This window comes from Streptomyces sp. NPDC042371 (assembly GCF_056437465.1).
In genome coordinates, this window is the sequence record NZ_JBWKAP010000004.1 from 40,676 (window position 1) to 62,830 (window position 22,155).

Below are 22,155 nucleotides of genomic sequence, written 5' to 3' on the forward strand. Positions count from 1 at the left end.
GCTACTTCTCCGTGCTCTCGGCGCTCTTGGAAGGGGTGTTCAGCTCCGGGCGGCCGGGCTGTTCGCCGCCGCGCTCCTTGATGTACGTCTCGGTGGGCACCATCACCTTGCGGCGGAACACGCAGACCAGGGTGCCGTCCTGCTTGTAGCCCTTGGTCTCCACGTACACGATGCCGCGGTCCGACTTGGACCTGGAGGGCGTCTTGTCGAGGACCGTCGTCTCGCCGTAGATCGTGTCGCCGTGGAAGGTCGGCGCCACGTGCTTGAGCGACTCGACCTCCAGGTTGGCGATGGCCTTGCCGGAGACGTCCGGGACGGACATGCCGAGGAGCAGCGAGTAGATGTAGTTGCCCACGACGACGTTCTTCCCGAAGTCCGTCGTCTTCTCCGCATAGTTCGTGTCCATGTGGAGGGGGTGGTGGTTCATGGTGAGCAGGCAGAAGAGGTGGTCGTCGTACTCGGTGACCGTTTTTCCGGGCCAGTGCTTGTACACGGCGCCGACTTCGAACTCTTCGTAGGTGCGGCCGAACTGCATGTGTCTTACGCCTCCGGGGCCTCGAACTTGGACGTGCGGGTCATCCCGGCCGCACGGCCCTTCCCGGAGATGACCAGCGCCATCTTCCGGCTGGCCTCGTCGATCATCTCGTCGCCGAGCATCGCCGAGCCCTTCTTGCCGCCCGCCTCGGACGTGCAGTACTCGTACGCGTCCAGGATCAGCTCGGCGTGGTCGAAGTCCTCCTGGGAGGGCGAGAAGACCTCGTTGGCCGCCTCGACCTGGCCGGGGTGCAGGACCCACTTGCCGTCGAAGCCGAGCGCCGCGGCGCGGTTCGCGACCTCGCGGTAGCCGTCGACGTTCTTGATCTGCAGGTAGGGGCCGTCGATTGCCTGGAGGTTGTTGGCGCGGGCGGCCATCAGGATCTTCATCAGGATGAAGTGGTAGGCGTCCGCCGGGTAGCCGGGCGGCTGCTCGCCGACGACCAGGGACTTCATGTTGATGGACGCCATGAAGTCGGCCGGGCCGAAGATGATCGTCTCGACGCGCGGGGAGGCCTCGGCGATCGCGTTGACGTTGTTGAGGCCCTGCGCGTTCTCGATCTGCGCCTCGATGCCGATCTTGCCGACCTCGAAGCCCATCGTCTTCTCGATCTGGGTCAGCAGGAAGTCAAGCGCGACGACCTGGTCGGCCGTCTGCACCTTCGGCAGCATGATGCAGTCGAGGTTCTGGCCCGCGCCCTCGACGACGGTCACGACGTCGCGGTACGTCCACTCGGTCGTCCAGTCGTTGACCCGCACGACGCGCGTCTTGCCCGTCCAGTCGCCCTCGTTGAGGAACTTGACGATGGTGTGCCGCGCCTCGGGCTTGGCGAGCGGCGCGCAGGCGTCCTCCAGGTCGAGGAAGACCTGGTCGGCGGGGAGGCCCTGGGCCTTCTCCAGGAAGCGCGGGTTCGAGCCAGGGACCGCCAGACAGGAGCGGCGGGGGCGAAGGCGGTTGAGGGAATCCAAGGGGCCGGTCGCGGAGCGGCCGTCAGGCAGGGCGGCGGTGGGAGACGGGCGGGCGGTCATGCGGGGACCTCCAGGGGGTCGAGGTTGTTCGCTTTCCGGATCTCGTCGACGATACGGCCGATGATCTCGGTGATGCCGAAGTCCTTCGGGGTGAAGACGGCGGCCACACCCGCCGCCTTCAGGTCCTCGGCGTCGCTGTTGGGGATGATGCCCCCGGCGATGACGGGGATGTCGGGGGCGCCGGCCTCGCGGAGCCGCACGAGCACGTCCGGCACGAGCTGCGCGTGCGAGCCGGAGAGGATCGAAAGGCCGACCGCGTGCACGTCCTCGGCGAGCGCCGCGTCGACGATCTGCTCGGGCGTGAGGCGGATGCCCTGGTAGACCACTTCGAATCCGGCGTCCCGCGCGCGCACCGCGATCTGCTCGGCGCCGTTGGAGTGCCCGTCGAGGCCGGGCTTGCCCACCAGGAAGCGGAGCCTGCCGCCGCCGAGGTCCTCGGCGGTCCGTGCGACCTTCTCGCGGACGATGGCGAGCGGCGTGCCCTCCTCCGCCGTGACCGCCACGGGAGCGCTGGAGACGCCCGTAGGAGCCCGGAACTCCCCGAAGACCTCCCGCAGGGCCCCCGACCACTCGCCGGTCGTCACACCGGCGCGTGCGCACTCCAGGGTGGCCTCCATGAGGTTGCCGGTACCGGCCGCCACCTCCTTGAGCCGCTCCAGTGCCTTGCAGGGGCGGGGATGGTTGAACGGCGGCTGGTAGCGGGTGTCGCGCCACTGCCCGAGGGCCTTCACGACGCGCGCCTCGACCGCGGGGTCGACCGTCATGATCGCCGCGTCCAGGTCCGAGGTGAGCGGGCTCGGCTCGGTGGACTCGTAGGAATTCACCCCGACGATCTTCTCCTGGCCGGACTCGATGCGGGCCCGGCGCTCCGCGTGCGAGGAGACGAGCTGCGACTTGAGGTAGCCGGACTCGACGGCGGCCATCGCGCCGCCCATCTTCTCGATGCGGTCCATCTCGGCGAAGGACTCCTCGACGAGCGACTCCACCTTGGCCTCGATGACGTGCGAGCCCGCGAAGATGTCCTCGTACTCCAGCAGGTCGCTCTCGTGTGCGAGGACCTGCTGGATGCGCAGCGACCACTGCTGGTCCCAGGGCCGGGGGAGGCCCAGCGCCTCGTTCCAGGCGGGGAGCTGCACGGCACGCGCGCGTGCGTCCTTCGAGAGGGTGACGGCCAGCATTTCGAGCACGATGCGCTGGACGTTGTTCTCCGGCTGGGCCTCGGTCAGGCCCAGGGAGTTGACCTGCACGCCGTAGCGGAACCGGCGCTGTTTCGGGTTCTCGATGCCGTACCGCTCGCGCGTGACCTGATCCCAGATCCGCCCGAACGCCCGCATCTTGCACATCTCCTCGATGAACCGGACTCCGGCGTTCACAAAGAAGGAGATGCGGGCCACGACGTCCCCGAACTTCTCCTCGGGAACCTGCCCCGAGTCGCGTACGGCATCGAGAACCGCGATGGCGGTGGACATCGCGTACGCGATCTCCTGGACCGGTGTGGCCCCCGCCTCCTGGAGGTGGTAGCTGCAGATGTTGATCGGGTTCCACTTGGGGATGCGCGCCACCGTGTACGTGATCATGTCGGTGGTCAGGCGCAGGGAGGGACCCGGCGGGAAGACGTGCGTCCCGCGCGAGAGGTACTCCTTGACGATGTCGTTCTGTGTCGTCCCCTGGAGCTGGGTGATGTCCACACCCTGCTCCTCCGCGACCACCTGGTAGAGCGCCAGGAGCCACATGGCGGTGGCATTGATCGTCATCGAGGTGTTCATCTGGTCCAGGGGAATGTCCTGGAACAGCCGTCGCATGTCACCGAGGTGCGAGACGGGCACACCGACCCGGCCGACCTCGCCGCGGGCGAGGATGTGGTCGGGGTCGTAGCCGGTCTGCGTGGGCAGGTCGAACGCGACCGAGAGGCCCGTCTGCCCCTTGGCGAGGTTGCGCCGGTACAGCTCGTTGGACGCTTCCGCCGTGGAGTGACCGGCGTACGTCCGCATGAGCCACGGCCGGTCCTTCTGACGCTCTGTCATCTTGCGCTGCTCCTCAGTGCGTTCAGACGTTGCGGAAGCGGTTGATCGCGTCGATGTGCTCGGCGCGCATTTCCGGGTCACGCACTCCCAGGCCCTCCTCGGGTGCGAGGGCGAGGACGCCGACCTTGCCTTGGTGGAGGTTGCGGTGGACGTCGTAGGCGGCCTGGCCGGTCTCTTCCAGGGAGTAGACCCGGGAGAGCGTCGGGTGGATCTTGCCCTTGGCGATCAGGCGGTTGGCCTCCCAGGCCTCGCGGTAGTTCGCGAAGTGCGAGCCGATGATGCGCTTGAGGGACATCCACAGGTAGCGGTTGTCGTACTCGTGCATGTACCCCGAGGTGGACGCGCAGGTGGTGATGGTGCCGCCCTTGCGCGTGACGTAGACGCTGGCGCCGAAGGTCTCGCGGCCGGGGTGCTCGAAGACGATGTCGATGTCCTCCCCGCCGGTGAGCTCGCGGATGCGCTTGCCGAAGCGCTTCCACTCCTTCGGGTCCTGGGTGCGCTCGTCCTTCCAGAACTTGTAACCCTCGGCGTTGCGGTCGATGATCGCGTCGGCGCCCATGGCGCGGCAGATCTCCGCCTTCTGGGGGCTGCTCACCACGCAGATGGGGTTGGCGCCGCCCGCCAGCGCGAACTGCGTGGCGTACGAGCCGAGTCCGCCGCTCGCGCCCCAGATCAGGACGTTGTCGCCCTGCTTCATGCCGGCGCCGTTGCGGGACACCAGCTGCCGGTAGGCGGTGGAGTTCACCAGGCCGGGGGATGCGGCCTCCTCCCAGCTGAGGTGGCCCGGCTTGGGCATCAGCTGGTTGGACTTGACCAGGGCGATCTCGGCGAGGCCGCCGAAGTTGGTCTCGAAGCCCCAGATGCGCTGCTCGGGGTCGAGCATCGTGTCGTTGTGGCCGTCGGAGGACTCGAGTTCGACGCTCAGACAGTGCGCGACGACCTCGTCGCCCGGGGTCCAGGCGTTCACGCCGGGCCCGGTGCGCAGCACGACGCCCGCCAGGTCGGATCCGATGATGTGGTACGGCAGGTCGTGGCGCTTGGTGAGCTCGCTGAGCTTCCCGTACCGCTCCAGGAAGCTGAAGGTCGACAGCGGCTCGAAGATCGAGGTCCACACGGAGTTGTAGTTCACCGAGGAGGCCATGACGGCCACCAGGGCCTCTCCCGGGCCGAGTTCGGGGATCGGCACGTCGTCCAGGTGGAGCGACTTGCGGGGGTCCTTGTCGCGGGTCTCGAGGCCCGCGAACATCTCCGCGTCTTCCTTGTGCACGGTGATCGCGCGGTACGAGTCGGGCAGGGGGAGAGCGGCGAAATCTGCGGATGTGACCGTGGCCGAGCCACTGGCGGTCGCGGTCTGGGCCTGAATCGCGTCCAGGATTTCCTTCACGGTGTGCCTCCGGCGTAAGCGCTGAGGGGGCGCTCTTCGAGGGGGATACGTCGGGCTTGTTGCGATGCTCTGGAGGGGTGTGCCGTCGGTTCGGCGAAGGGTGGTGCTCGGCAACGCCTTGGTGAGGCGCGGGAGGTGCCTGTGACGCAGGCGTCCGGGCGCGCAAGCCGTGACTTGTGGGGACAGCCGGCGTACGCGAGATCTCTGCACACCGGCCGCCCGGACAACATCAACGTATGGCACCGCGTGCCAACGGGCAAGACACTGGGTGCCACTAATTTTTGACCGATGATCGATCACCGCAGGTCAGAGGGGGTGACGTGCATGACGAAGGGGGCGCTACCGAACGGTAGCGCCCCCTTCTAAGTCCAGCATGAAGGTGGATCAAAACCTGCCTAGGAACACCCGAACGAACCCGCCGGGGACCCCCGAAGAGCCCCTAGGAACGCTCCCTGAGTGCCTTCTCGATGGTCCGCATGACCTCGTCCAGCGGAGCGTCCGTACGCGCCACGGCGACCAGCACCTCGCCCTGCTCGGACACCGTCGCGGGGGCGGTGGCGGGCAGCGTGTCGCGGCCCGCGCCGATCCCCGTGCCGAAGGTGCGGCGGACGATCGCGAAGGCGTGGTCCAGCTGGGTCTCCACGTCGCCCTGGCCGCCGGCCCGCAGCCACCGCCGCAGGACGTGGTTGTGGGCGGTGACCACCGCGGAGGCGGCGACCTCGGCGAGCAGCGGGTCGTCGTTGCCGTCGTGGTGCGCCTGCTCGTCGAAGTGGCCCAGGAGATAGCGCGTGAACAGCCGCTCGTAGCGGGCCACCGAGGCGATCTCGCGCTCGCGGAGCGTGGGCACCTCGCGGGTGAGGCGGTAGCGCTCCACGGAGACCGCGGGCGATGCCGCGTACATCTTCATGACTTCCTTGATGCCCCGGCACACCGTGTCCAGCGGGTGCTCGTGCGGAGGGGCCGCGTTGAGGACCGCCTCCGCGCGGATCAAGGTGTCGTCGTGGTCGGGGAAGATCGCCTCTTCCTTGGAGCGGAAGTGCCGGAAGAAGGTCCGGCGGGCGACGCCCGCGGCGGCGGCGATCTCGTCGACCGTCGTCGCCTCGTACCCCTTGGACGCGAAGAGCTCCATGGCCGCGGCCGCCAGCTCCCTGCGCATCTTGAGCCGTTGGGCGGCGGCACGGCTGCCCGCGGCACTCTCCGGAGCGTCGGGGGTTGCGTTGCGTGAGGACTTGGCGGCCTTGGACATGCCACGAACGTACTGCATATGCGCGCCACGGTGCTCCTGAGGGACGGGGCTGCCCGAGGGTTCGAGCAGCCCGCCCCAGTCCGTCCGTCCCCCCGGTCGCTCCTCGGCCTGCTCAGCGCCGCGCATATTCGCGGAAGCCACGACCCGTCTTGCGGCCGAGGCAGCCCGCGGCCACCAGGTGTTCGAGCAGCGGCGCCGGAGCCAGACCCGGGTCGCGGAACTCGCGGTGCAGGACCTTCTCGATGGCCAGCGACACGTCCAGGCCGACGACGTCCAGGAGCTCGAAGGGCCCCATGGGGTAGCCGCCGCCGAGCTTCATCGCGGCGTCGATGTCGTCCAGCGTCGCGTAGTGCTCCTCGACCATCTTGATCGCGTTGTTCAGGTACGGGAACAGCAGTGCGTTCACGATGAAGCCGGCGCGGTCGCCGCAGTCCACCGGGTGCTTGCGGATCCGCGTGCAGACCTCGCGGACCGTCGCCTGCACGTCGTCCGCGGTCACCACCGTGCGGACCACCTCGACCAGCTTCATCGCCGGGGCCGGGTTGAAGAAGTGCATGCCGATCACGTCACGCGGCCGCGAGGTGGCGCGGGCGCAGGCGACGACCGGAAGCGAGGACGTCGTGGTGGCCAGGATCGCGCCCGGCTTGCAGACCTTGTCGAGCGTCGCGAAGAGCTCCCGCTTGATGTCCAGGTCCTCGGCGACGGCCTCCAGGGCCAGATCGACGTCGGCGAACGCCTCGTACGACCCCGCGGGCGTGATCCGCTCCAGCGTCCGCGCCGCGGCCTCCGCCGTCATCCTGCCCTTGTCGACCGAGCGGGAGAGGGACTTGCCGATGCGGGACTTGGCCGTCTCGGCCTTCTCGTCGGAGCGCGCGGCGAGCACCACGTGGAACCCGGCCTTGGCGAAGACCTCCGCGATGCCCGACGCCATCGTCCCCGAGCCCGCGACACCCACCGAGCGGACCGTGCGTCCCGGCGCGCGCTCCTCGTCCTCCGCGGGGGTCAGCGCGTCGCGCACCACTTCCGCGCTGCCCGGCTCCGCGTACGTGTAGAAGCCGCGGCCCGCCTTGCGCCCGGTCAGCCCCGCCTCGCTGAGCTGCTTGAGGATCGGCGCGGGGGCGTGCAGGCGGTCCTGCGACTCGGTGTACATGGCGTCGAGGACCGTGCGGGCGGTGTCCACGCCGATCAGGTCGAGCAGCGCGAGCGGGCCCATCGGCAGGCCGCAGCCCAGCCGCATCGCCGCGTCGATGTCCTCACGCGATGCGTACTTCGCCTCGTACATCGCGGCGGCCTGGTTGAGGTAGCCGAAGAGCAGCCCGTCGGCGACGAAACCGGGCCGGTCGCCGACCGCGACGGGCTCCTTGCCCAGGGCGTACGCCAGGTCGGTGACCGCGGTGACGGCGGCGGGCGCGGTCAGCACGGACGAGACGATCTCGACCAGCTTCATCGCGGGCGCCGGGTTGAAGAAGTGCAGGCCCAACACCCGCTCGGGGCGCGCGGATTCGGCGGCCAGCCGGGTCACGGACAGCGCGTTCGTGCCGGTCGCGATGACCGTCTCGGGGCGCACCACGCCGTCGAGCTCGCGGACGACCTGCTGCTTGATCTCGTACGACTCCGGGACGACCTCGATGACCAGGTCGGCGTCGGCCGCGGCCCGCAGGTCGGTGAAGGTGCGGAAGCGGGCGAGGATGCCGCGGCGCTCCTCCTCGGTGAGGCGCTCGCGGCGCACCGCGCGGGCGGTCGAGGCCTCCAGGGACTCGACGGCGCGGGTGGCCGCCGTCTGGCAGACGTCGATGCCGATGACCTCGCGGCCCGCCCGGGCCAGGACCTCGGTGATGCCGGTGCCCATCGTGCCAAGGCCGATGACGGCGACGGTGTTCAAGGGAGCGTCCATGCGTGGACTCCAGGAAGAGAGTGACGACTGAGGGGCGCGCGGGTACGGCAACTGCCGCACGGCGAGCGGGAAGTGGTGCGTGTCGTGTCCGGGCGGCGCGCAGGGCACGCCCGGTGAGGGGAGTCGACCGGCTCTGTCCCGGAGCCACGTCGTACTGAGGTACCTGAAGTACCGAACCGACCAGACACTCACGGCGGCTGCGTCACCAGGCCACCGCGAGAAAAGCAACTGCTACGGGGAGTGTGCCCCGCTCACATGAGACTAACCGGCGAGTAACGAGCGCGCCAGCCCGCATGGTTTTCCGGTGTCTGTGATCTACATCGCGACCGCCGGTAAGGCTTAGGCTCGCGACCATGGATGAGGAGTTGCGGACGGTGACGGAACGCTTACGTGCCGAGGCGAGCGGATCTGAGGAGTACGAGAGGCTGATCGCCGCCGACGATCCCGACGAACTCGCCGAAGTGCTCGTCTCGCCAGGACGGCCCCTGTGGGCCCGGGAGCTGGCCGCGGTCAGGCTCGGCGTCGCCGGTGACCGCAGGGCCTTCGAGTCGCTCGTCCTCCTCCTCAACCACCGGGATCCACCCCGGTGCGCCGCCGCGGCCCACGCCCTGGCGCGCCTCGGCGACCCGCGCACGGCACGGGCGGCGGCCGCCCTGGCGACGAACGAGCTCCGCATCGCCTACGCCCTGTACCCCGTGCGCCTGTTGACGGAGCTGCGCGCCCCGGAGTCGGCGCCCGCGCTGATCACCACCCTGCAGCGCAGACTGGCGCCGCACGATCCCTTCGGCAAGATCGCGCTCGCGTGCGTGGAAGGCCTGGGGGCACTGGGTGACGCACGGGCCAGGCCGGTGCTGACGGCCGCGCGCGGTCACCCCCGCCTCGCGGCCGCGGCAGCGGCGGCACTGGCGCGGCTTCCCCAGTGAGACGGCCGACGGCCGCTACTCGGGCACCACCGCGAACGCCTCTATCTCCATCAGGAATTCGGGGCGCACCAGCGACACCACCTGCACCGCGGAGGCCGCGGGGAGCCGCTCGGGGTCGAGGAAGGCGTCCCGGGCGGAGCGCACCGCGGGCATGTGCGCCATGTCCGTCACGAAATACGTCAGCTTCACGACGTCGTCGAAAGTGGCGCCCGCCGACGCGAGGCACCTCCGCAGGTTCTCGAAGACCTGCCGGGCCTGCGCCGCCGCGTCGCCCTCGCCCACCAGCTTGCCGTCCTCGTCCAGGGCCAACTGCCCGGAGACCGCGACGAAGCGGCCCGATCCCATGACGACGTGCGTGTACGCGGTGGCGGGGGCGACGCCCTCGGGGGCGCTGATGTGGGTGAGTCGGCTCATGCCCCCATGGTGGACCACGGGTGTGACAACGCTCTGGGGCCGGTGCCGGGACCGGCCTTCGTGCCCTTCGCGCTCGTGGCGGCCTTCGTGCTCTTCGCCGCCTTCAACGGCTTCGGGGCCGGCAGCGCCTTGCACACCGCGTCGACCTCGCCGCCGCCGCCCGCAGGCACCTTGCCGGTCGTCAGATACACCGTCAAGTGCCGGTCGAGGCACTTGCTTCCGCTCAGGGTGATGCCGTGGTTGCCGCCGCCCTGCTCGACCACCAGCCGGGAACCCCGCAGCTTGCGGTGCAGGTTGACGGCTCCGTCGTACGGGGTGGCCGGGTCGTCGGTCGCCTGGAACAGGAGGACGGGCGGCAGCTCGGAGTTGGCGACGTCCGGCGGGGTCAGGTGGTGCGTCGGCCAGAACGCGCACGGCGCGTTGTACCAGGCGTTGTTCCAGGTCGAGAACGGGGCCTTCGCGTGGATCCGGTCGTTGTCGTCCCGCCAGGTCCGCCAGTCGCGCGGCCACTGCACGTCCCGGCACTGTACGGCCGTGTAGACGCTGTAGCCGTTCTCGCCCTCGGCGTCGACCGCCCCGAGGCTCTTGTACACCGCGACCAGCGGCTTGGTGTTCTTGTCGTTCACGTACGCGGCGAACGCCTCGGCCAGGTGGGGCCAGTAGCCGTTGTAGTAACCGCCCGGGATGAAGGTGTCCTCCAGCTCGGCGGCGCCCACCTTCTTGCCCGCGGGCCTCTTCGTCAGCGTCTTGCGCATCGCGTACCACTTGGCCTCGACCTCGGCGGGGTCCTTGCCGAGGCCGTACGCCGAGTCGTGGCGGGCGATCCAGGCCATGAGCGCCTTGTGGCGGTCGTCGAAGGCGTGGTCCTGCTGGAGGTTGTCGTCGTACCAGACGCCCGTCGGGTCGACTAGGGAGTCGAGCGCCATGCGCCGCACGTGGTGCGGATAGAGCCTTCCGTACAGGGCGCCTAGGTAGGTGCCGTACGAGTAGCCGAAGAAGTTGATGCGCTTGGCGCCGAGGGCCGCGCGGATGGCGTCCATGTCCTGGACCGTGCTCACCGAGTCGATGAACGGCAGGATGTCGCCGTACTTCTTGCCGCACGCCTTCGCGAACGCCCGTGCCCTGCGGAGGTTGTCGCGCTCCAGGGCGGGCGTGGCCGGGACGGTGGCGGGGCGCACGGGGTCGAAGTGTCCGGGGCGGCAGTTGAGCGCGGGCTTGCTCTTGCCCACCCCGCGCGGGTCGAAGCCGATGACGTCGTACTGCGCGGCCGTCTTCTTCGGCAGCGACTTGGCGATGTACCCCGCCATGGAAAGGCCGCTGCCGCCCGGCCCGCCGGGGTTCACCAGGAGCGGCCCCTGGAAGGTCTTGGCGGTGTGCGGGACGCGGGACAGGGCGAGGGTGATGTGCCGCCCGTGCGGCTCCTGGTGGTCCAGCGGCACCTTCAGCGAGGCGCACTGGAGCGTCGGATAGTTCTTGGTGGCGCACTTCTTCCAGGTGAGCGCCGGTTCTGCCGGGGTTCCCGAGGCGGGTGGCACCGCCGTGGCCATCGTGGCCGCCGCGGCGGCGACTGAGCAGAGTACGGCGATGCGCTTCTTCATCCGGCCTCCCAGAGCAAGGGGTTCGGGGCCCTGGGGGCCGCGATCTCTGGCGCATCTTCCCGGAATGCCCTCCTGAAGAGCGCCGTCACCGCCGGGAACAACCCGAAAGGGGCAAGCCGGTCACAACAGCGTGAGCTGAGTGGGCCCCGTGGCGGGCTCGGGCTCCTCGGGGACCTGGAGCCGTCGGGCGCCGCCCGCGCGCGTGGGACCGATGCCGAACTCCTCGGCCAGTTCGTGCACATGGCGGGTGATGCGGCGCTGGTACCACTTCGGGGCGTAGGCGCCCTCCGCGTACAGCCGCTCGTACCGCCGCACCAGATGCGGGTGATGCTGCCCGAGCCATGCCATGAACCACTCGCGCGCGCCGGGCCGAAGATGCAGCACCAGCGGCGTCACCGAGGTCGCGCCCGACGCGGCGACGGCCCGCACCGTGGCGCGCAGCTGGTCGGGGTGGTCGCCCAGGAAGGGGATGACGGGCGCCATCAGGACGCCGCAGCCGATGCCGTGCTCGGTGAGGGTGCGCACGACGTCGAGGCGGCGCTCCGGGGCCGGGGTGCCCGGCTCGACGGTGCGCCACAGCTCCTCGTCGGTGAAGCCCACGGACACGGAGATCCCGACGTCCGTCACGGCGGCGGCCTGCCGCAGCAGATCGAGGTCGCGCAGGATCAGCGTGCCCTTGGTCAGGATGGAGAAGGGGTTCCCGCGGTCGCGCAGCGCCGCGATGATCCCCGGCATCAGCCGGTAGCGGCCTTCCGCGCGCTGGTAGCAGTCCACGTTGGTGCCCATGGCGATGTGGTCGCCGTGCCAGCGCGGCGAGGCGAGCTGGCGCCGCAGCAGTTCGGCGGCGTTCACCTTGACGACGATCTGGCTGTCGAAGCCGAGGCCGGTGTCCAGGTCCAGATAGCTGTGCGTCTTGCGCGCGAAGCAGTAGACGCACGCGTGCGTGCACCCCCGGTAGGGGTTGACCGTCCATTCGAACGGCATGCGGGACGCCCCCGGCACCCGGTTCACGATCGACCTGGCCCGTATCTCGTGGAACGTGATCCCTCTGAACTCAGGAGTGTCGAAGACCCTCGTCGTCACCGCGTCCGCGCCGAACAGCGCGGCATCCGCGGCGCCCCGGCGCGGCCCGTCGGAAAGGTTCTGCCAGCGCATGACGCCTCCTCGGTAGCACTGACCACAGAATAGAACATACGTTCCCTTGATCGTGCGGCCCTTCCGGAGTCCGCTTCCGGCCCACGGCCGCTTGATAGCGTTCCGTCAAGCGCGACATGCGCGACACCGCTGCGACGAGGGAGGTTGATGAATATGGCCCGCCAGGCGCCTCATCGCCATGCCCTTGTCCGGGTCGCGCGAGCCTGAAGGAACCAGGCCACCGAACGCGGCCCGGTCGTCGAAAACGACCTGGAGAGTCGCGTGTCTTCTCTTTCCACCACCGCTCTTTTCACCACCGCCGCGGACCTGCCCACCGAACACCTCACCCTGCGGGCCTGGACCGCCGGTGAGATCGCCGACGTCCTCGCCGACCGGCGTCCCGCGCACTGGGCGCAGGACTTCCCGGCCGACGGGGACCGAGTCATCGCGGGCGTCATCGCCGAGCAGATCGCCGAGGGGCCCGAAGGCCCCGGAGCGTACGGCCACCGGCTGATCGTCGAACGGGAGAGCGGCGCCGTCGTCGGCTCCATCAGCCTCCTCTGGCCGCCGAGCGAGGGCTCGGTGGAGATCGGCTACGGAGTCGTGCCCTCGCGCCGCGGCCTCGGCTACGCGCCGGAAGCCGTGCGGGCCCTGGCGGCCCACGCCCTGACCTCCCCGGACGTGACCGTGGTCCACGCCGAGGTGGAACTCGGCAACCCGGCCTCCGTCCGTGTCCTGGAGAAGGCGGGCCTGCGCCGCTGGAGCAGTGACGGGACGACGGCCTGGTACCGCACGGGCACCCCGGGACCGGACCCGTCCCGGAAGTAGCGCATCCCGGGCCCGGCGGGGGCGGTCCGCACCGCCCCCGCCGGGCCCGGCCCGCCCGGTCCGCTGTCCGTCGGGCCCACCGCACGATGGATGATCGGAAGCATGCTCGCCGAGTCCCTGTCCGTCGCAGCCCTGGCCGTGGTCCTCGTCTGCGCCGTCATCCGCCCCTTCCGCTGGCCCGAGGCGGCCTTCGCCGTGCCCGCCGCCGGTGTCGTGATCCTGTCCGGGGCGATCCCGCTCGACGACGTACGGGACGAGGCCGCCCGGCTCGGGCCCGTGATCGGCTTCCTCGCGGGCGTCCTCGTGCTCGCCAAGCTCTGCGCCGACGAAGGGCTCTTCCGCGCCTGCGGCAGCTGGATGGCGCGCCGGTCCGCAGGGCAACCCCGCAAGCTGCTCGCCGCCGTCTTCGGCCTGGCCTCGGTGATCACCGCGACCCTGAGCCTGGACGCCACCGTGGTCCTCCTGACGCCGGTCGTCTTCGCCACCGCCGCCCGCATGGGCGCCCGGCCCGCGCCGCACGTCTACGCGAGCGCCCACCTGTCCAACACGGCCTCGCTCCTGCTGCCCGTCTCGAACCTGACGAACCTCCTCGCCTTCACCGCGACGGGGCTGAGCTTCACCCGCTTCGCGCTGCTCATGACGCTGCCCTGGCTGGTCGCCATCGCGGTCGAGTACGCGGTCTTCCGCCGGTTCTTCGCCGCCGACCTCGACGCGCCCGCCGAGGGCAGCGAGCCCACGGATCCGCCGCGGATGCCGCGGTTCGCCCTGGCGACCGTCGCGGCCACGCTCGCCGGGTTCGCCGTCGCCTCCGCCCTCGGCATCGAACCCGCCTGGTCGGCGGCGGCCGGGGCGGCCGTCCTCGCGGTGCGGGCCCTCCTGCGCAGGCGTACGACACCGGTGGCGATGCTGCGCTCGGCCTCGCTGCCGTTCCTGGCCTTCGTCCTCGCCCTTGGCATCGTCGTCAGGGCCGTCGTGGACAACGGCCTCGGCGACGCCCTGGGGCGGGTCCTGCCGGACGGCACCGCCCTGCCCGCGCTGCTCGGCACGGCCGTCGTCGCCGCGCTGCTCGCCAACCTGATCAACAACCTGCCCGCCGTCCTCGCCCTGGTGCCGCTGGCCGCGCCCGCGGGCCCCGGAGCCGTGCTCGCCGTGCTCATCGGCGTGAACATCGGACCCAACCTCACCTACGCCGGATCGCTCGCCACGCTCCTCTGGCGCCGCATCGCCCACCAGCACGAACACGACGTCAGCCTCGGTCGGTTCACCCGCCTCGGGCTCCTCACCGCCCCCGCCGCCCTGGTCCTGTCCACCCTCGCGCTGTGGGTCTCGCTGCGGCTCCTGCCGGGGTGAGAGCCTGTGTCGTCACCCCGGTCGGATCAGTGGGCGTTGTCTGGTGCGTGCGATCGCAAGGCGCCGGAGCGTCCTCGTAGCGGAGCTACGAGGACGCTCCGGCAACGCGGCGAGCGTGCGTGCCAGGCGACGACCACCCGGGCGGGGTGATGACACAGGCTCTGAGCACGCCCCGTGCCGGGGACCCGATTTGGGAGGCCGGTGCACCGGGTGGTTGGCTTTCCGTGAAGCCCCCGAGAAAAATTGCTGGAGGAAGTGCGATGGCGCAGGTCGAGGCGGTCACCGAGCGGATCATCACGGCACAGCCGGACGATGTCTTCGACGCGCTGGCCGACTACAACGGCACGCGGGAGAAGCTCCTTTCGGAGCACTTCAGCGAGTACGAGGTGCGCGAGGGCGGCGACGGGGAGGGCACCCTCGTCCACTGGAAGCTGCAGGCCACCAGTAAGCGGATCCGCGACTGCCTCCTGGAGATCTCCGAGCCCACCGACGGCGAGCTGGTCGAGAAGGACCGCAACTCCTCCATGGTCACCACGTGGACGGTGACCCCGGCGGGCGAGGGCAAGTCCCGCGTGGTCGTCACCACCGTGTGGAACGGCGCGGGCGGCATCGGCGGCTTCTTCGAGAAGACCTTCGCGCCCAAGGGCCTCGGGCGGATCTACGACACCGTGCTCGCCAACCTCGCCGCCGAGGTCGAGAAGTAGTTCCCGCGACGGGCGGGCGGCAGACCCACCCCGCGACGGGCGGGCGGCCGCGGCCGCCCGCCCAACTCCCCCTAGCCCATCAGGGTTGCCGACCCGCTCACCGTTTCGAGTGGTTTTCTGCTCGGTCCCGTTGTACGCCGTAGGGCTCCGACCGGCGCATACGCCCCCAGGGCCCCGCGCGACCCCAACTCGTCGCGCTTGCTCGCAGTTGTCGCGTAATGCGAGAAATGGGCGGCGCAGGCGCGACGAGGGGAGCAGTACGTGGGCGGGACGACGCTGGTGCAGGTCGCCGAGCAGGACGAACGGCACGAGACGCACGAACGGCACGGGCAGGGCGAGCGGCGGCACGAGGCGGCCGACGCGCCCCCGGAGCCGGGCGACCGGCCGGGCGATGAGGGCGCGGGCCAGCCGCCACCGGCACCGTTCGACCCGGCGGCCCTCGGTCTCAGCCCCGGCCGCGTACGGATGGTGTTCGTCGGGCTGATGCTCGCGCTGCTGCTCGCGGCGCTGGAGCAGATGATCGTCGCCACCGCGCTCCCGAAGATCGTCGGTGAGCTGCACGGTCTCGACAAGATGTCCTGGGCGATCACCGCCTATCTGCTCACCTCCACCATCGGCCTGCCGATCTACGGCAAGCTCGGCGACCTCTTCGGGCGCAAGGGCGTCTTCCAGTTCGCGATCGTCATCTTCATCATCGGCTCCGCGCTGGCGGGCTGGTCGCGGACGATGGAGCAGCTGATCGCCTTCCGCGCGATCCAGGGCGTCGGCGCGGGCGGCCTGATGATCGGCGTCCAGGCGATCATCGCGGACATCGTGCCGCCCCGGCAGCGCGGCCGCTACATGGGCCTGATCGGCGCCGCGTTCGGCCTCGCCTCGGTCGCGGGCCCCCTGCTCGGCGGCTTCTTCACCGACCACGCCTCCTGGCGCTGGTGCTTCTACTTCAACGTGCCCTTCGGGCTCGTCACGCTCCTCGTCGTCTCGCTCGTCCTGAAGCTGCCCAAGCGCACCGCCAGGGCCCGGCTCGACGTGCTCGGCGCGCTGCTGCTGGCCGCGGCCTCCACCTGCCTCGTCCTCCTGACGAGCTGGGGCGGGACCGAGTACGCGTGGGGCGACCGCGTGATCCTGGGGCTCGGAGCCGGTGCGGTCGTGGCCACCGTGCTCTTCCTCGTCGCCGAGAAGTTCGCGGCAGAACCGATCATTCCGTTGCGTCTGTTCCGTGATCCGGTCTTCAACATCACCGGTCTTGTGGGCATGGTCGTTGGAATCGCCCTCTTCGGAGCGGCCAGTTATCTGCCGACCTTCCTGCAGATGGTCGACGGCGCGAGCGCCACCGAGTCCGGCCTCCTCATGCTGCCGATGATGGGCGGCATCGTCGGAGCGTCGATCGTCTCCGGGCAACTCATCAGTCACACAGGGCGCTACAAGATCTTTCCGATCCTCGGCGGGATCCTCTCCGTCGTCGGCATGTGGCTGCTCTCGCGCCTCGAAGTGGACACCTCCCGGCTGCAGTACAGCATCTGGATGGCGGTACTCGGCGCGGGGATCGGCCTGGTCATGCCGGTCCTGGTGCTCGCCGTGCAGAACGCGGTCCGCCCCGCCGACCTGGGCACCGCCACCAGCGCCAACAACTACTTCCGGCAGATCGGCGGCAGCGTAGGAGCCGCGATCTTCGGCACGCTCTTCGCGAACCGGCTCGCCGACGCGCTCAGGGACCGGCTCCCCGCAGGGTCGGGCAAGGCCGTGCCCGACGCCGAGTCCATCACCCCGCAGCTCGTCCACAAGCTGCCCGCACCGCTGCGCGAGGGCTACATCCAGGCCTACGCGGACGCGATGCCGCGGATCTTCCTCTACCTGGTGCCGGTGCTCGTCCTCGGCATGCTGCTCGCCTTCTTCCTCAAGGAGACCCCCCTGTTGTCCAGCGCCGCCTCCCACCACGCACCCGCCCCCGAAGCCGGGACGGCAGGGACCGTTCCGCAGGCCCGTACGACGACGTACACCGCCGGGGTCCCCGTCTGCGGCACCGTGCAGCACCCCGACGGCACCGTGGTGCCCCGCGCGGCCCTCACCCTGATCGACGTGTCCGGACAGCAGATCGGGCGCGGGGCGAGCGGCGAGGACGGGCGGTACGCCCTGGCGACCCCGGGCACCGGATCGTTCGTGCTGATCGCGGCCGCGGGCGGGCACCAGCCGCAGGCCGTCACCGTCACCGTCGGCGAGCGGCCCGTCGAGCTCGACGTGGTCCTCGGCGGGGCGGGCCGCCTCGCGGGGACCGTGGTGACCGCCGACGGGACGCCCGTCAGGGACGCCGCCGTCACCCTTACCGACGTCCGCGGCGAGGTCGTCGCCACCACCCGCAGCGGGCGCGAGGGAAGCTACGTCATCACGGAGCTGGTGGCGGGCGAGTACACCCTGGCCGCCAGCGCACCCGCGTTCCGCCCCGCCGCGCTCCCCGTCACCGTGCAGGCCTCGCGCGAGACCCGGCAGGACGTCGAGCTCGCGGGCGGCGCCGTGCTGCGGGGCACCGTGCGGGCCGGTGGCGGGCGGCCCGTCGAGGACGCGCGCGTGACACTGCTCGACGCCGCGGGGAACGTCGTCGACACCCTGACCACCGCGGCGGACGGCACCTTCCGCTTCGTCGACCTGTCGTCCGGCGAGTACACCGTGATCGCGGCGGGTTACCCGCCGGTTGCCACGGTCCTCCAGGTCGCGGGCGGTGGCCGCACGGAGCGGGATCTGCAGCTCGGTCACGAGGACTGAGGGCTTCCGGCGACAGGCCGCGACGGGGTGCCCCCGTGGGGGCGTGCGCCGGTGCCCCTGCGTGCCGGGCCAATTCCCGCATTGCCCCGCACGGCAACCTGCGGCGGCCGTACGGTGGTTGGTGGCGGCTCAGATCTTTTGCTGCCGCGGGAAGGAGCATGAGCCATGGAACAGGGCACTCCGAGCGAGCCGCTGACGCAGAGTGCCGCGTCCGGCCGCATCCCACTCGCCGTGGTCGTCGTCGACGGAACCGGACTCGTCTCGCACTGGAGCATCGGCGCGCGACGCCTGTTCGGGTGCGGCAGGGACGAGGCCGTCGGCCGTCCGGTGGGCGACCTGCTTCCGGTGCACGGCGCAATACCCGAGGACCGCGAGCCCTACGGCGCGTTCGACGGACTCGGCCCCGACCTGGAGACCTCCCTCGACCGGCGCAGCTCCTACCCGGCCGCCGGGCGCGCGCGACTCACCGGGCCGGGGAGCGGCCAGGACGGCGACAACAGCCGCCTGGACGTGCTGTGGTGGGCGTATCCACTGGTCGGCCCCGGCCCCGAGCGGCTCCTCGTGCTCGCCGCGGACGCCGCGCGACTGGCGGCGGCCGAAGAACCCGTTGAAGGGGGCGCCGAGGGCGCCGGGACCGCCGGGCGGAGCGAGCGGGACGCGCAGGTCGAGCGCATCGCGCCGGGCTTCGCCCTGCACACGGACTTCCCCGGCGCGGACGAGCTCGCCGCCCGGCTGCCCGAGATCCTGCCCAGCATGAGCGTGGGGGAGAGCGCCCGCATCGTCGCCCAGGTGCTCGAACTGGGCTATCCCGTCCTGGAGTTCAGCCGCCACGACCGGGTGCCCGTCACTCCGGACTGGGGCGTCGCCCGCCGGGCCGAACGCAAGGAGCGCAGACAGCGCGCCGCGCAGGCGGACGCCAGCGGACTCCCGGTGGCCCCCGAAGCGGTGGACGACGAGGGCGAGGACCTCGAGTACGCGGCCGTGCGCGAGCACCTCGAATTCCTCAACGAGGTCAGTGGCCGGATCGGCTCCTCGCTCGACCTGTCGCGGACGATCCTGGAGGTGAGCCGCGCGGTCGTGCCGCGCTTCACGGACGTCGCGGGCACCTACCTGCGCGAGCAGGTCGTCGCGGGCGAGGGCTTCCCCGAGGGCCCGCCGGACGAGACCACGATGTGGCACCGGGTCGCCGTGGAGCACACCGACGAGCCGGGCCGCTGGGACGACGTGGTGCCGGTCGGCGAGTCCATGCCGTTCCCCGCCCACACGCCGTTCTTCCAGTGCATGACCTCGGGCGACCCGGTGCTCGTGCCCCGCATCACCGAGGAGATGGGCAACGCCATCGCCTCCCAGTTCGAGAAGCGCGACATCCGCCCGCTGATCAACCACCGTTCGATGCTCGTCGTACCGCTCAAGGCGCGCAATGTGGTGCTCGGCTTCATGATCCTGCTGCGCCACCGGGAGCGGCCGGTCTTCAACGACATGGACCGCGTCACCGGCGCCGAACTGGCCGCCCGCGCGGGCCTCGTGCTCGACAACGCCCGCATGTACACCTACCAGGAGAGCGTCGCCGACACCCTCCAGGACAGCATGCTGCCGCACATCCAGCCCCGGATGTCCGGCTGCGACATCGCCACCCGCTATCTGCCCGGCACGCTCCTCGGCCGGGTGGGCGGCGACTGGTTCGACTCCGTGAAGCTACCCGGCTCCAGGACCGCCCTCGTCGTCGGCGACGTGATGGGCCACGGCCTCAACTCGGCGGCGATGATGGGGCAGCTGCGCACGGCCGTCCAGACCATGGCGGCGCTCGACCTGCCGCCCGAGCAGCTCCTGCGCAACCTCGACGACCTCGCACAGCGCCTCGGCGAGCACTATCTGGCGACGTGTCTGTACGCGGTCTACGACCCGATCGCGAGCGACCTGCACCTCGCCAACGCCGGACACATCCCGCCCGTCCTGGTGCGCGCCGCGGACGGCCGCAGCGAGCTCCTCGACCTGCCCACCGGAGCGCCCATCGGCGTCGGCGGCGTGCCCTTCGAATCGGTTCGGCTGCGGGTGGCGCCCGGCGACCGGCTGCTGATGTGCACCGACGGCCTGGTCGAGGTCCGCGGCGAGGACATCGGCGTCGGCCTCGCCACGCTCACCGAGTCCGCCGCACACCCCGCCGCCTCCATGGACGACGCCTGCGACACCATCATCCGCGCGCTCAACACCCGCGGCGGCCGCAAGGACGACGTGGCGCTCCTGATGGCCAGGCTCAACGGAATCGCGACCGAGAACGTCGCGCACTGGCGGCTCGCCGTCGACCCCGCGGAGGTGGGCAGGGCCCGCGAGATGGTCCGCGCCCAGCTGCGGGGCTGGTCCCTGCAGGGGCTGAGCGACAACGCCGAGCTGGTCGTCAGCGAGCTCGTCACCAATGTCGTGCGCCACTCCCGCAGCAGCAGGATCGACCTGCGCATGGTCCGCTCCGGGGTGCTGACGTGCGAGGTCGAGGACGACGACCAGACGCTGCCGACCCTGCTCAGCGCGGGACCCGGCGACGAGTTCGGGCGCGGGCTGCGCGTCGTCAGCGGGCTCGCGAAGGAGTGGGGCACCAGCCGCACGCGCCGGGGCAAGACCGTGTGGTGCGAACTGGCGCTGCCGCGCCGCTAGCCGGTCGGCCGGGCCGCCCTGCGCGCACCTCAATAGCCGTGCGCCGTGGTCGCGTGTCGCGGTCGCGCGCCCGGTGGCAACGTACCGAATGCACGGTGAACGAATGCGCGGGCGCTTGTCCGTGTGACCCGGGCGCGGTAGACCGATCTTGTCGTCGGCTTCGGCGGCTTTCGTCGCACCCCGGGGAGAGCGGACATGAGCGTCACGAGTCGGTACAGGGAGGCGTGGGAAGGGTTCTGGCGGGAGGCCTCCGACGAGCAGGGGGCGGTCTTCTGGGACGCCGAGCCCGTCCTCACCGCGGGCCTCCACCTCGCGCTCTTCGAACCGCACATGACCGCCGTCGATCTGCCCGTCATCGATCTCGGCTGCGGCAACGGCACCCAGACCCGGTTCCTGGCCGACCGCTATCCGCGCGTCCTCGGCGTCGACCTGTCGGCGGCCGCCCTCGACCACGCCCGGCGCGCCGACCCGGCGGACCAGGTCGACTTCCGGGAGCTCGACGCGGTCGAGAAGAGCGAGGCGGAGCAGCTGCACGCGGAGATCGGCGACGCGAACGTCTACATGCGGGGCGTACTCCACCAGTGCGACCCCGAGGACCGGCAGCCGCTGCTCGACAACGTCGCCACGCTGCTCGGCGAGCGCGGCCGGGCCTTCGTCGTGGAGCCCTCGGAGGCGGCGCGCCCCGTCCTGATGGGCCTGGTGCAGAGCCCCGCCGGGCCGCCGCCCAAGCTGGCGCCGATCTTCGCGCACGGTCTGGCGCCCGCCGATGTCGACGACGCCTCGGTGGCCTCGTACGTCGAATCGGCCGGGCTCGCGGTTCTCGCCGCGGGCGAAATGCCGCTGACCACCACCGAGTTCACTGCCGACGGCGCGCGCATCGAGCTGCCGTCGAGGTGGCTGGTGATCGGGCGCAGGGGCTGAGGGGCCGGGGTGATCGGCCTCCGCCTTGATAGGCAAGTCGCTGCTTGCATATCATCTGGTCATGGAACAGGATGTCTTCAAGGCGCTGGCCGACCCCACCCGTCGGCTCATCCTTGACGGGCTCGTGGAGAGGGACGGCCAGACCCTGTTCGAGATCTGCTCACGGCTGCTGACCAGGCATGGTCTGGGACTGTCCCGGCAGGCGATCAGTCAGCATCTGGCCGTACTCGAATCGGCGGGTCTGGTCCACACGCGGCGACAGGGCCGCTACAAGTACCACGCCCTCGACACCGCCCCCCTGGAGCGCATCATGACCAGATGGCTCAAGCCCGACGCGACGGAGAGCACCGATGAGGATCAACCTGACGAGCGTCTTCGTCAATGACCAGCTCAAGGCGCTGGCCTTCTACACCGACGTCCTGGGCTTTGTGGAGAAGGCCAGGGTCGCGGTCGGCGAGGACTGGTGGCTGACCGTGGTCTCGCCCGAGGACCCCGAGGGGACCGAGCTGCTCCTTGAGCCCGACGGGCACCCCGCGGTGAAGCCGTACAAGGAAGCGCTGGTCGAGGACGGCATCCCGGCCGCCGCCTTCGCCGTGGACGACGTCGCCGCGGAGTACGAGCGGCTGCGCGGGCTCGGTGTGTACTTCACCCAGGAGCCGCTGCAGATGGGCGACGTCACCGTCGCGGTCCTGGACGACACCTGCGGCAACCTGATCCAGATCATGCACACGGTCTAGGGTCGGCCGCGGACCACCCGGACCCCGAG

18 protein-coding genes are annotated in these 22,155 nt (G+C 70.7%); 9 read left to right on the forward strand and 9 right to left on the reverse strand.

The window, feature by feature from the left end; all coding sequences use genetic code 11:
• Position 1: 1 nt before the first annotated feature.
• The 6 genes from AC068B_RS13265 to AC068B_RS13290 all read right to left on the reverse strand — a co-directional run bounded on the left by AC068B_RS13265 (position 2) and on the right by AC068B_RS13290 (position 8,111).
• Positions 2-535, reverse strand: a complete 534-nt coding sequence (locus AC068B_RS13265) for a MaoC family dehydratase (RefSeq protein ID WP_030778421.1) — start codon at positions 533-535, stop codon at positions 2-4.
• Positions 536-540: 5 nt separating this feature from the next.
• Positions 541-1,563, reverse strand: coding sequence for an HpcH/HpaI aldolase/citrate lyase family protein (locus tag AC068B_RS13270; RefSeq protein WP_478671367.1), 1,023 nt, complete (start codon positions 1,561-1,563; stop codon positions 541-543).
• Complete coding sequence (locus tag AC068B_RS13275) at positions 1,560-3,587, reverse strand: protein meaA (protein WP_478671369.1); 2,028 nt, start codon at positions 3,585-3,587, stop codon at positions 1,560-1,562. The genes AC068B_RS13270 and AC068B_RS13275 overlap by 4 nt, the downstream gene beginning before the upstream one ends.
• Before the next feature lie 22 nt (positions 3,588-3,609).
• Positions 3,610-4,971 (reverse strand): crotonyl-CoA carboxylase/reductase, encoded by a 1,362-nt coding sequence (gene ccrA / locus AC068B_RS13280; RefSeq protein ID WP_478671370.1) that lies wholly within the window; start codon positions 4,969-4,971, stop codon positions 3,610-3,612.
• A gap of 439 nt (positions 4,972-5,410) precedes the next feature.
• Positions 5,411-6,217: a TetR family transcriptional regulator gene (locus tag AC068B_RS13285; protein ID WP_356267119.1), complete on the reverse strand. Its 807-nt coding sequence runs from the start codon at positions 6,215-6,217 to the stop codon at positions 5,411-5,413.
• Positions 6,218-6,329: 112 nt separating this feature from the next.
• Entirely contained in the window at positions 6,330-8,111 is a 1,782-nt protein-coding gene (locus AC068B_RS13290) for a 3-hydroxyacyl-CoA dehydrogenase family protein (RefSeq protein WP_478671373.1), read from the reverse strand.
• A 353-nt stretch (positions 8,112-8,464) separates the two neighbouring features.
• Here AC068B_RS13290 and AC068B_RS13295 point away from each other — a divergent pair, with 353 nt between their 5' ends.
• Positions 8,465-9,034 (forward strand): adenylosuccinate lyase, encoded by a 570-nt coding sequence (locus AC068B_RS13295; protein ID WP_478671374.1) that lies wholly within the window; start codon positions 8,465-8,467, stop codon positions 9,032-9,034.
• A 15-nt stretch (positions 9,035-9,049) separates the two neighbouring features.
• On the opposite strand, the gene AC068B_RS13300 is transcribed toward AC068B_RS13295, so the two are convergent.
• From AC068B_RS13300 to AC068B_RS13310, 3 genes are all read right to left on the reverse strand, one after another.
• Entirely contained in the window at positions 9,050-9,448 is a 399-nt protein-coding gene (locus tag AC068B_RS13300; RefSeq protein ID WP_478671375.1) for a RidA family protein, read from the reverse strand.
• Positions 9,445-11,046 (reverse strand): alpha/beta hydrolase, encoded by a 1,602-nt coding sequence (locus AC068B_RS13305; protein WP_478671378.1) that lies wholly within the window; start codon positions 11,044-11,046, stop codon positions 9,445-9,447. Before AC068B_RS13305 ends, AC068B_RS13300 begins: the two co-directional genes overlap by 4 nt.
• A 120-nt stretch (positions 11,047-11,166) precedes the next feature.
• Positions 11,167-12,201 (reverse strand): Rv2578c family radical SAM protein, encoded by a 1,035-nt coding sequence (locus AC068B_RS13310; RefSeq protein ID WP_478671379.1) that lies wholly within the window; start codon positions 12,199-12,201, stop codon positions 11,167-11,169.
• Positions 12,202-12,462: 261 nt separating this feature from the next.
• Between AC068B_RS13310 and AC068B_RS13315 the strand changes: the two genes are divergently transcribed.
• The 8 genes from AC068B_RS13315 (at position 12,463) to AC068B_RS13350 (ending at position 22,126) form a co-directional block, all read left to right on the forward strand.
• Positions 12,463-13,008, forward strand: a complete 546-nt coding sequence (locus AC068B_RS13315; protein ID WP_478671380.1) for a GNAT family N-acetyltransferase — start codon at positions 12,463-12,465, stop codon at positions 13,006-13,008.
• Positions 13,009-13,110: 102 nt separating this feature from the next.
• On the forward strand, positions 13,111-14,358 hold the full coding sequence (locus AC068B_RS13320) for an arsenic transporter (RefSeq protein WP_478671383.1): 1,248 nt from the start codon (positions 13,111-13,113) through the stop codon (positions 14,356-14,358).
• 260 nt (positions 14,359-14,618) lie between these two features.
• On the forward strand, positions 14,619-15,062 hold the full coding sequence (locus tag AC068B_RS13325) for an SRPBCC family protein (RefSeq protein ID WP_468564404.1): 444 nt from the start codon (positions 14,619-14,621) through the stop codon (positions 15,060-15,062).
• A gap of 261 nt (positions 15,063-15,323) precedes the next feature.
• Positions 15,324-17,819, forward strand: coding sequence for an MFS transporter (locus AC068B_RS13330; protein ID WP_478671384.1), 2,496 nt, complete (start codon positions 15,324-15,326; stop codon positions 17,817-17,819).
• Between the two features lie 165 nt (positions 17,820-17,984).
• Positions 17,985-20,468, forward strand: coding sequence for a SpoIIE family protein phosphatase (locus AC068B_RS13335; protein WP_478671386.1), 2,484 nt, complete (start codon positions 17,985-17,987; stop codon positions 20,466-20,468).
• 195 nt (positions 20,469-20,663) lie between these two features.
• Positions 20,664-21,389 (forward strand): class I SAM-dependent methyltransferase, encoded by a 726-nt coding sequence (locus tag AC068B_RS13340; protein ID WP_478671388.1) that lies wholly within the window; start codon positions 20,664-20,666, stop codon positions 21,387-21,389.
• Between the two features lie 61 nt (positions 21,390-21,450).
• Complete coding sequence (locus tag AC068B_RS13345; RefSeq protein ID WP_478671389.1) at positions 21,451-21,774, forward strand: ArsR/SmtB family transcription factor; 324 nt, start codon at positions 21,451-21,453, stop codon at positions 21,772-21,774.
• The gene (locus AC068B_RS13350) at positions 21,740-22,126 is read left to right on the forward strand and encodes a VOC family protein (RefSeq protein ID WP_478671391.1); all 387 of its coding nucleotides are present in this window, start codon (positions 21,740-21,742) and stop codon (positions 22,124-22,126) included. Before AC068B_RS13345 ends, AC068B_RS13350 begins: the two co-directional genes overlap by 35 nt.
• Positions 22,127-22,155: the final 29 nt, after the last annotated feature.

Excerpts from the sequence above, each read along its gene's own strand:
- AC068B_RS13265 (WP_030778421.1), bottom strand. The coding sequence starts at position 535 with ATGCAGTTCGGCCGCACCTACGAAGAGTTCGAAGTCGGCGCCGTGTAC.
- AC068B_RS13270 (WP_478671367.1), bottom strand. The coding sequence starts at position 1,563 with ATGACCGCCCGCCCGTCTCCCACCGCCGCCCTGCCTGACGGCCGCTCC.
- AC068B_RS13275 (WP_478671369.1), bottom strand. The coding sequence starts at position 3,587 with ATGACAGAGCGTCAGAAGGACCGGCCGTGGCTCATGCGGACGTACGCC.
- AC068B_RS13285 (WP_356267119.1), bottom strand. The coding sequence starts at position 6,217 with ATGTCCAAGGCCGCCAAGTCCTCACGCAACGCAACCCCCGACGCTCCG.
- AC068B_RS13290 (WP_478671373.1), bottom strand. The coding sequence starts at position 8,111 with ATGGACGCTCCCTTGAACACCGTCGCCGTCATCGGCCTTGGCACGATG.
- AC068B_RS13295 (WP_478671374.1), top strand. The coding sequence starts at position 8,465 with ATGGATGAGGAGTTGCGGACGGTGACGGAACGCTTACGTGCCGAGGCG.
- AC068B_RS13300 (WP_478671375.1), bottom strand. The coding sequence starts at position 9,448 with ATGAGCCGACTCACCCACATCAGCGCCCCCGAGGGCGTCGCCCCCGCC.
- AC068B_RS13305 (WP_478671378.1), bottom strand. The coding sequence starts at position 11,046 with ATGAAGAAGCGCATCGCCGTACTCTGCTCAGTCGCCGCCGCGGCGGCC.
- AC068B_RS13310 (WP_478671379.1), bottom strand. The coding sequence starts at position 12,201 with ATGCGCTGGCAGAACCTTTCCGACGGGCCGCGCCGGGGCGCCGCGGAT.
- AC068B_RS13320 (WP_478671383.1), top strand. The coding sequence starts at position 13,111 with ATGCTCGCCGAGTCCCTGTCCGTCGCAGCCCTGGCCGTGGTCCTCGTC.
- AC068B_RS13325 (WP_468564404.1), top strand. The coding sequence starts at position 14,619 with ATGGCGCAGGTCGAGGCGGTCACCGAGCGGATCATCACGGCACAGCCG.
- AC068B_RS13335 (WP_478671386.1), top strand. The coding sequence starts at position 17,985 with ATGGAACAGGGCACTCCGAGCGAGCCGCTGACGCAGAGTGCCGCGTCC.
- AC068B_RS13340 (WP_478671388.1), top strand. The coding sequence starts at position 20,664 with ATGAGCGTCACGAGTCGGTACAGGGAGGCGTGGGAAGGGTTCTGGCGG.
- AC068B_RS13345 (WP_478671389.1), top strand. The coding sequence starts at position 21,451 with ATGGAACAGGATGTCTTCAAGGCGCTGGCCGACCCCACCCGTCGGCTC.
- AC068B_RS13350 (WP_478671391.1), top strand. The coding sequence starts at position 21,740 with ATGAGGATCAACCTGACGAGCGTCTTCGTCAATGACCAGCTCAAGGCG.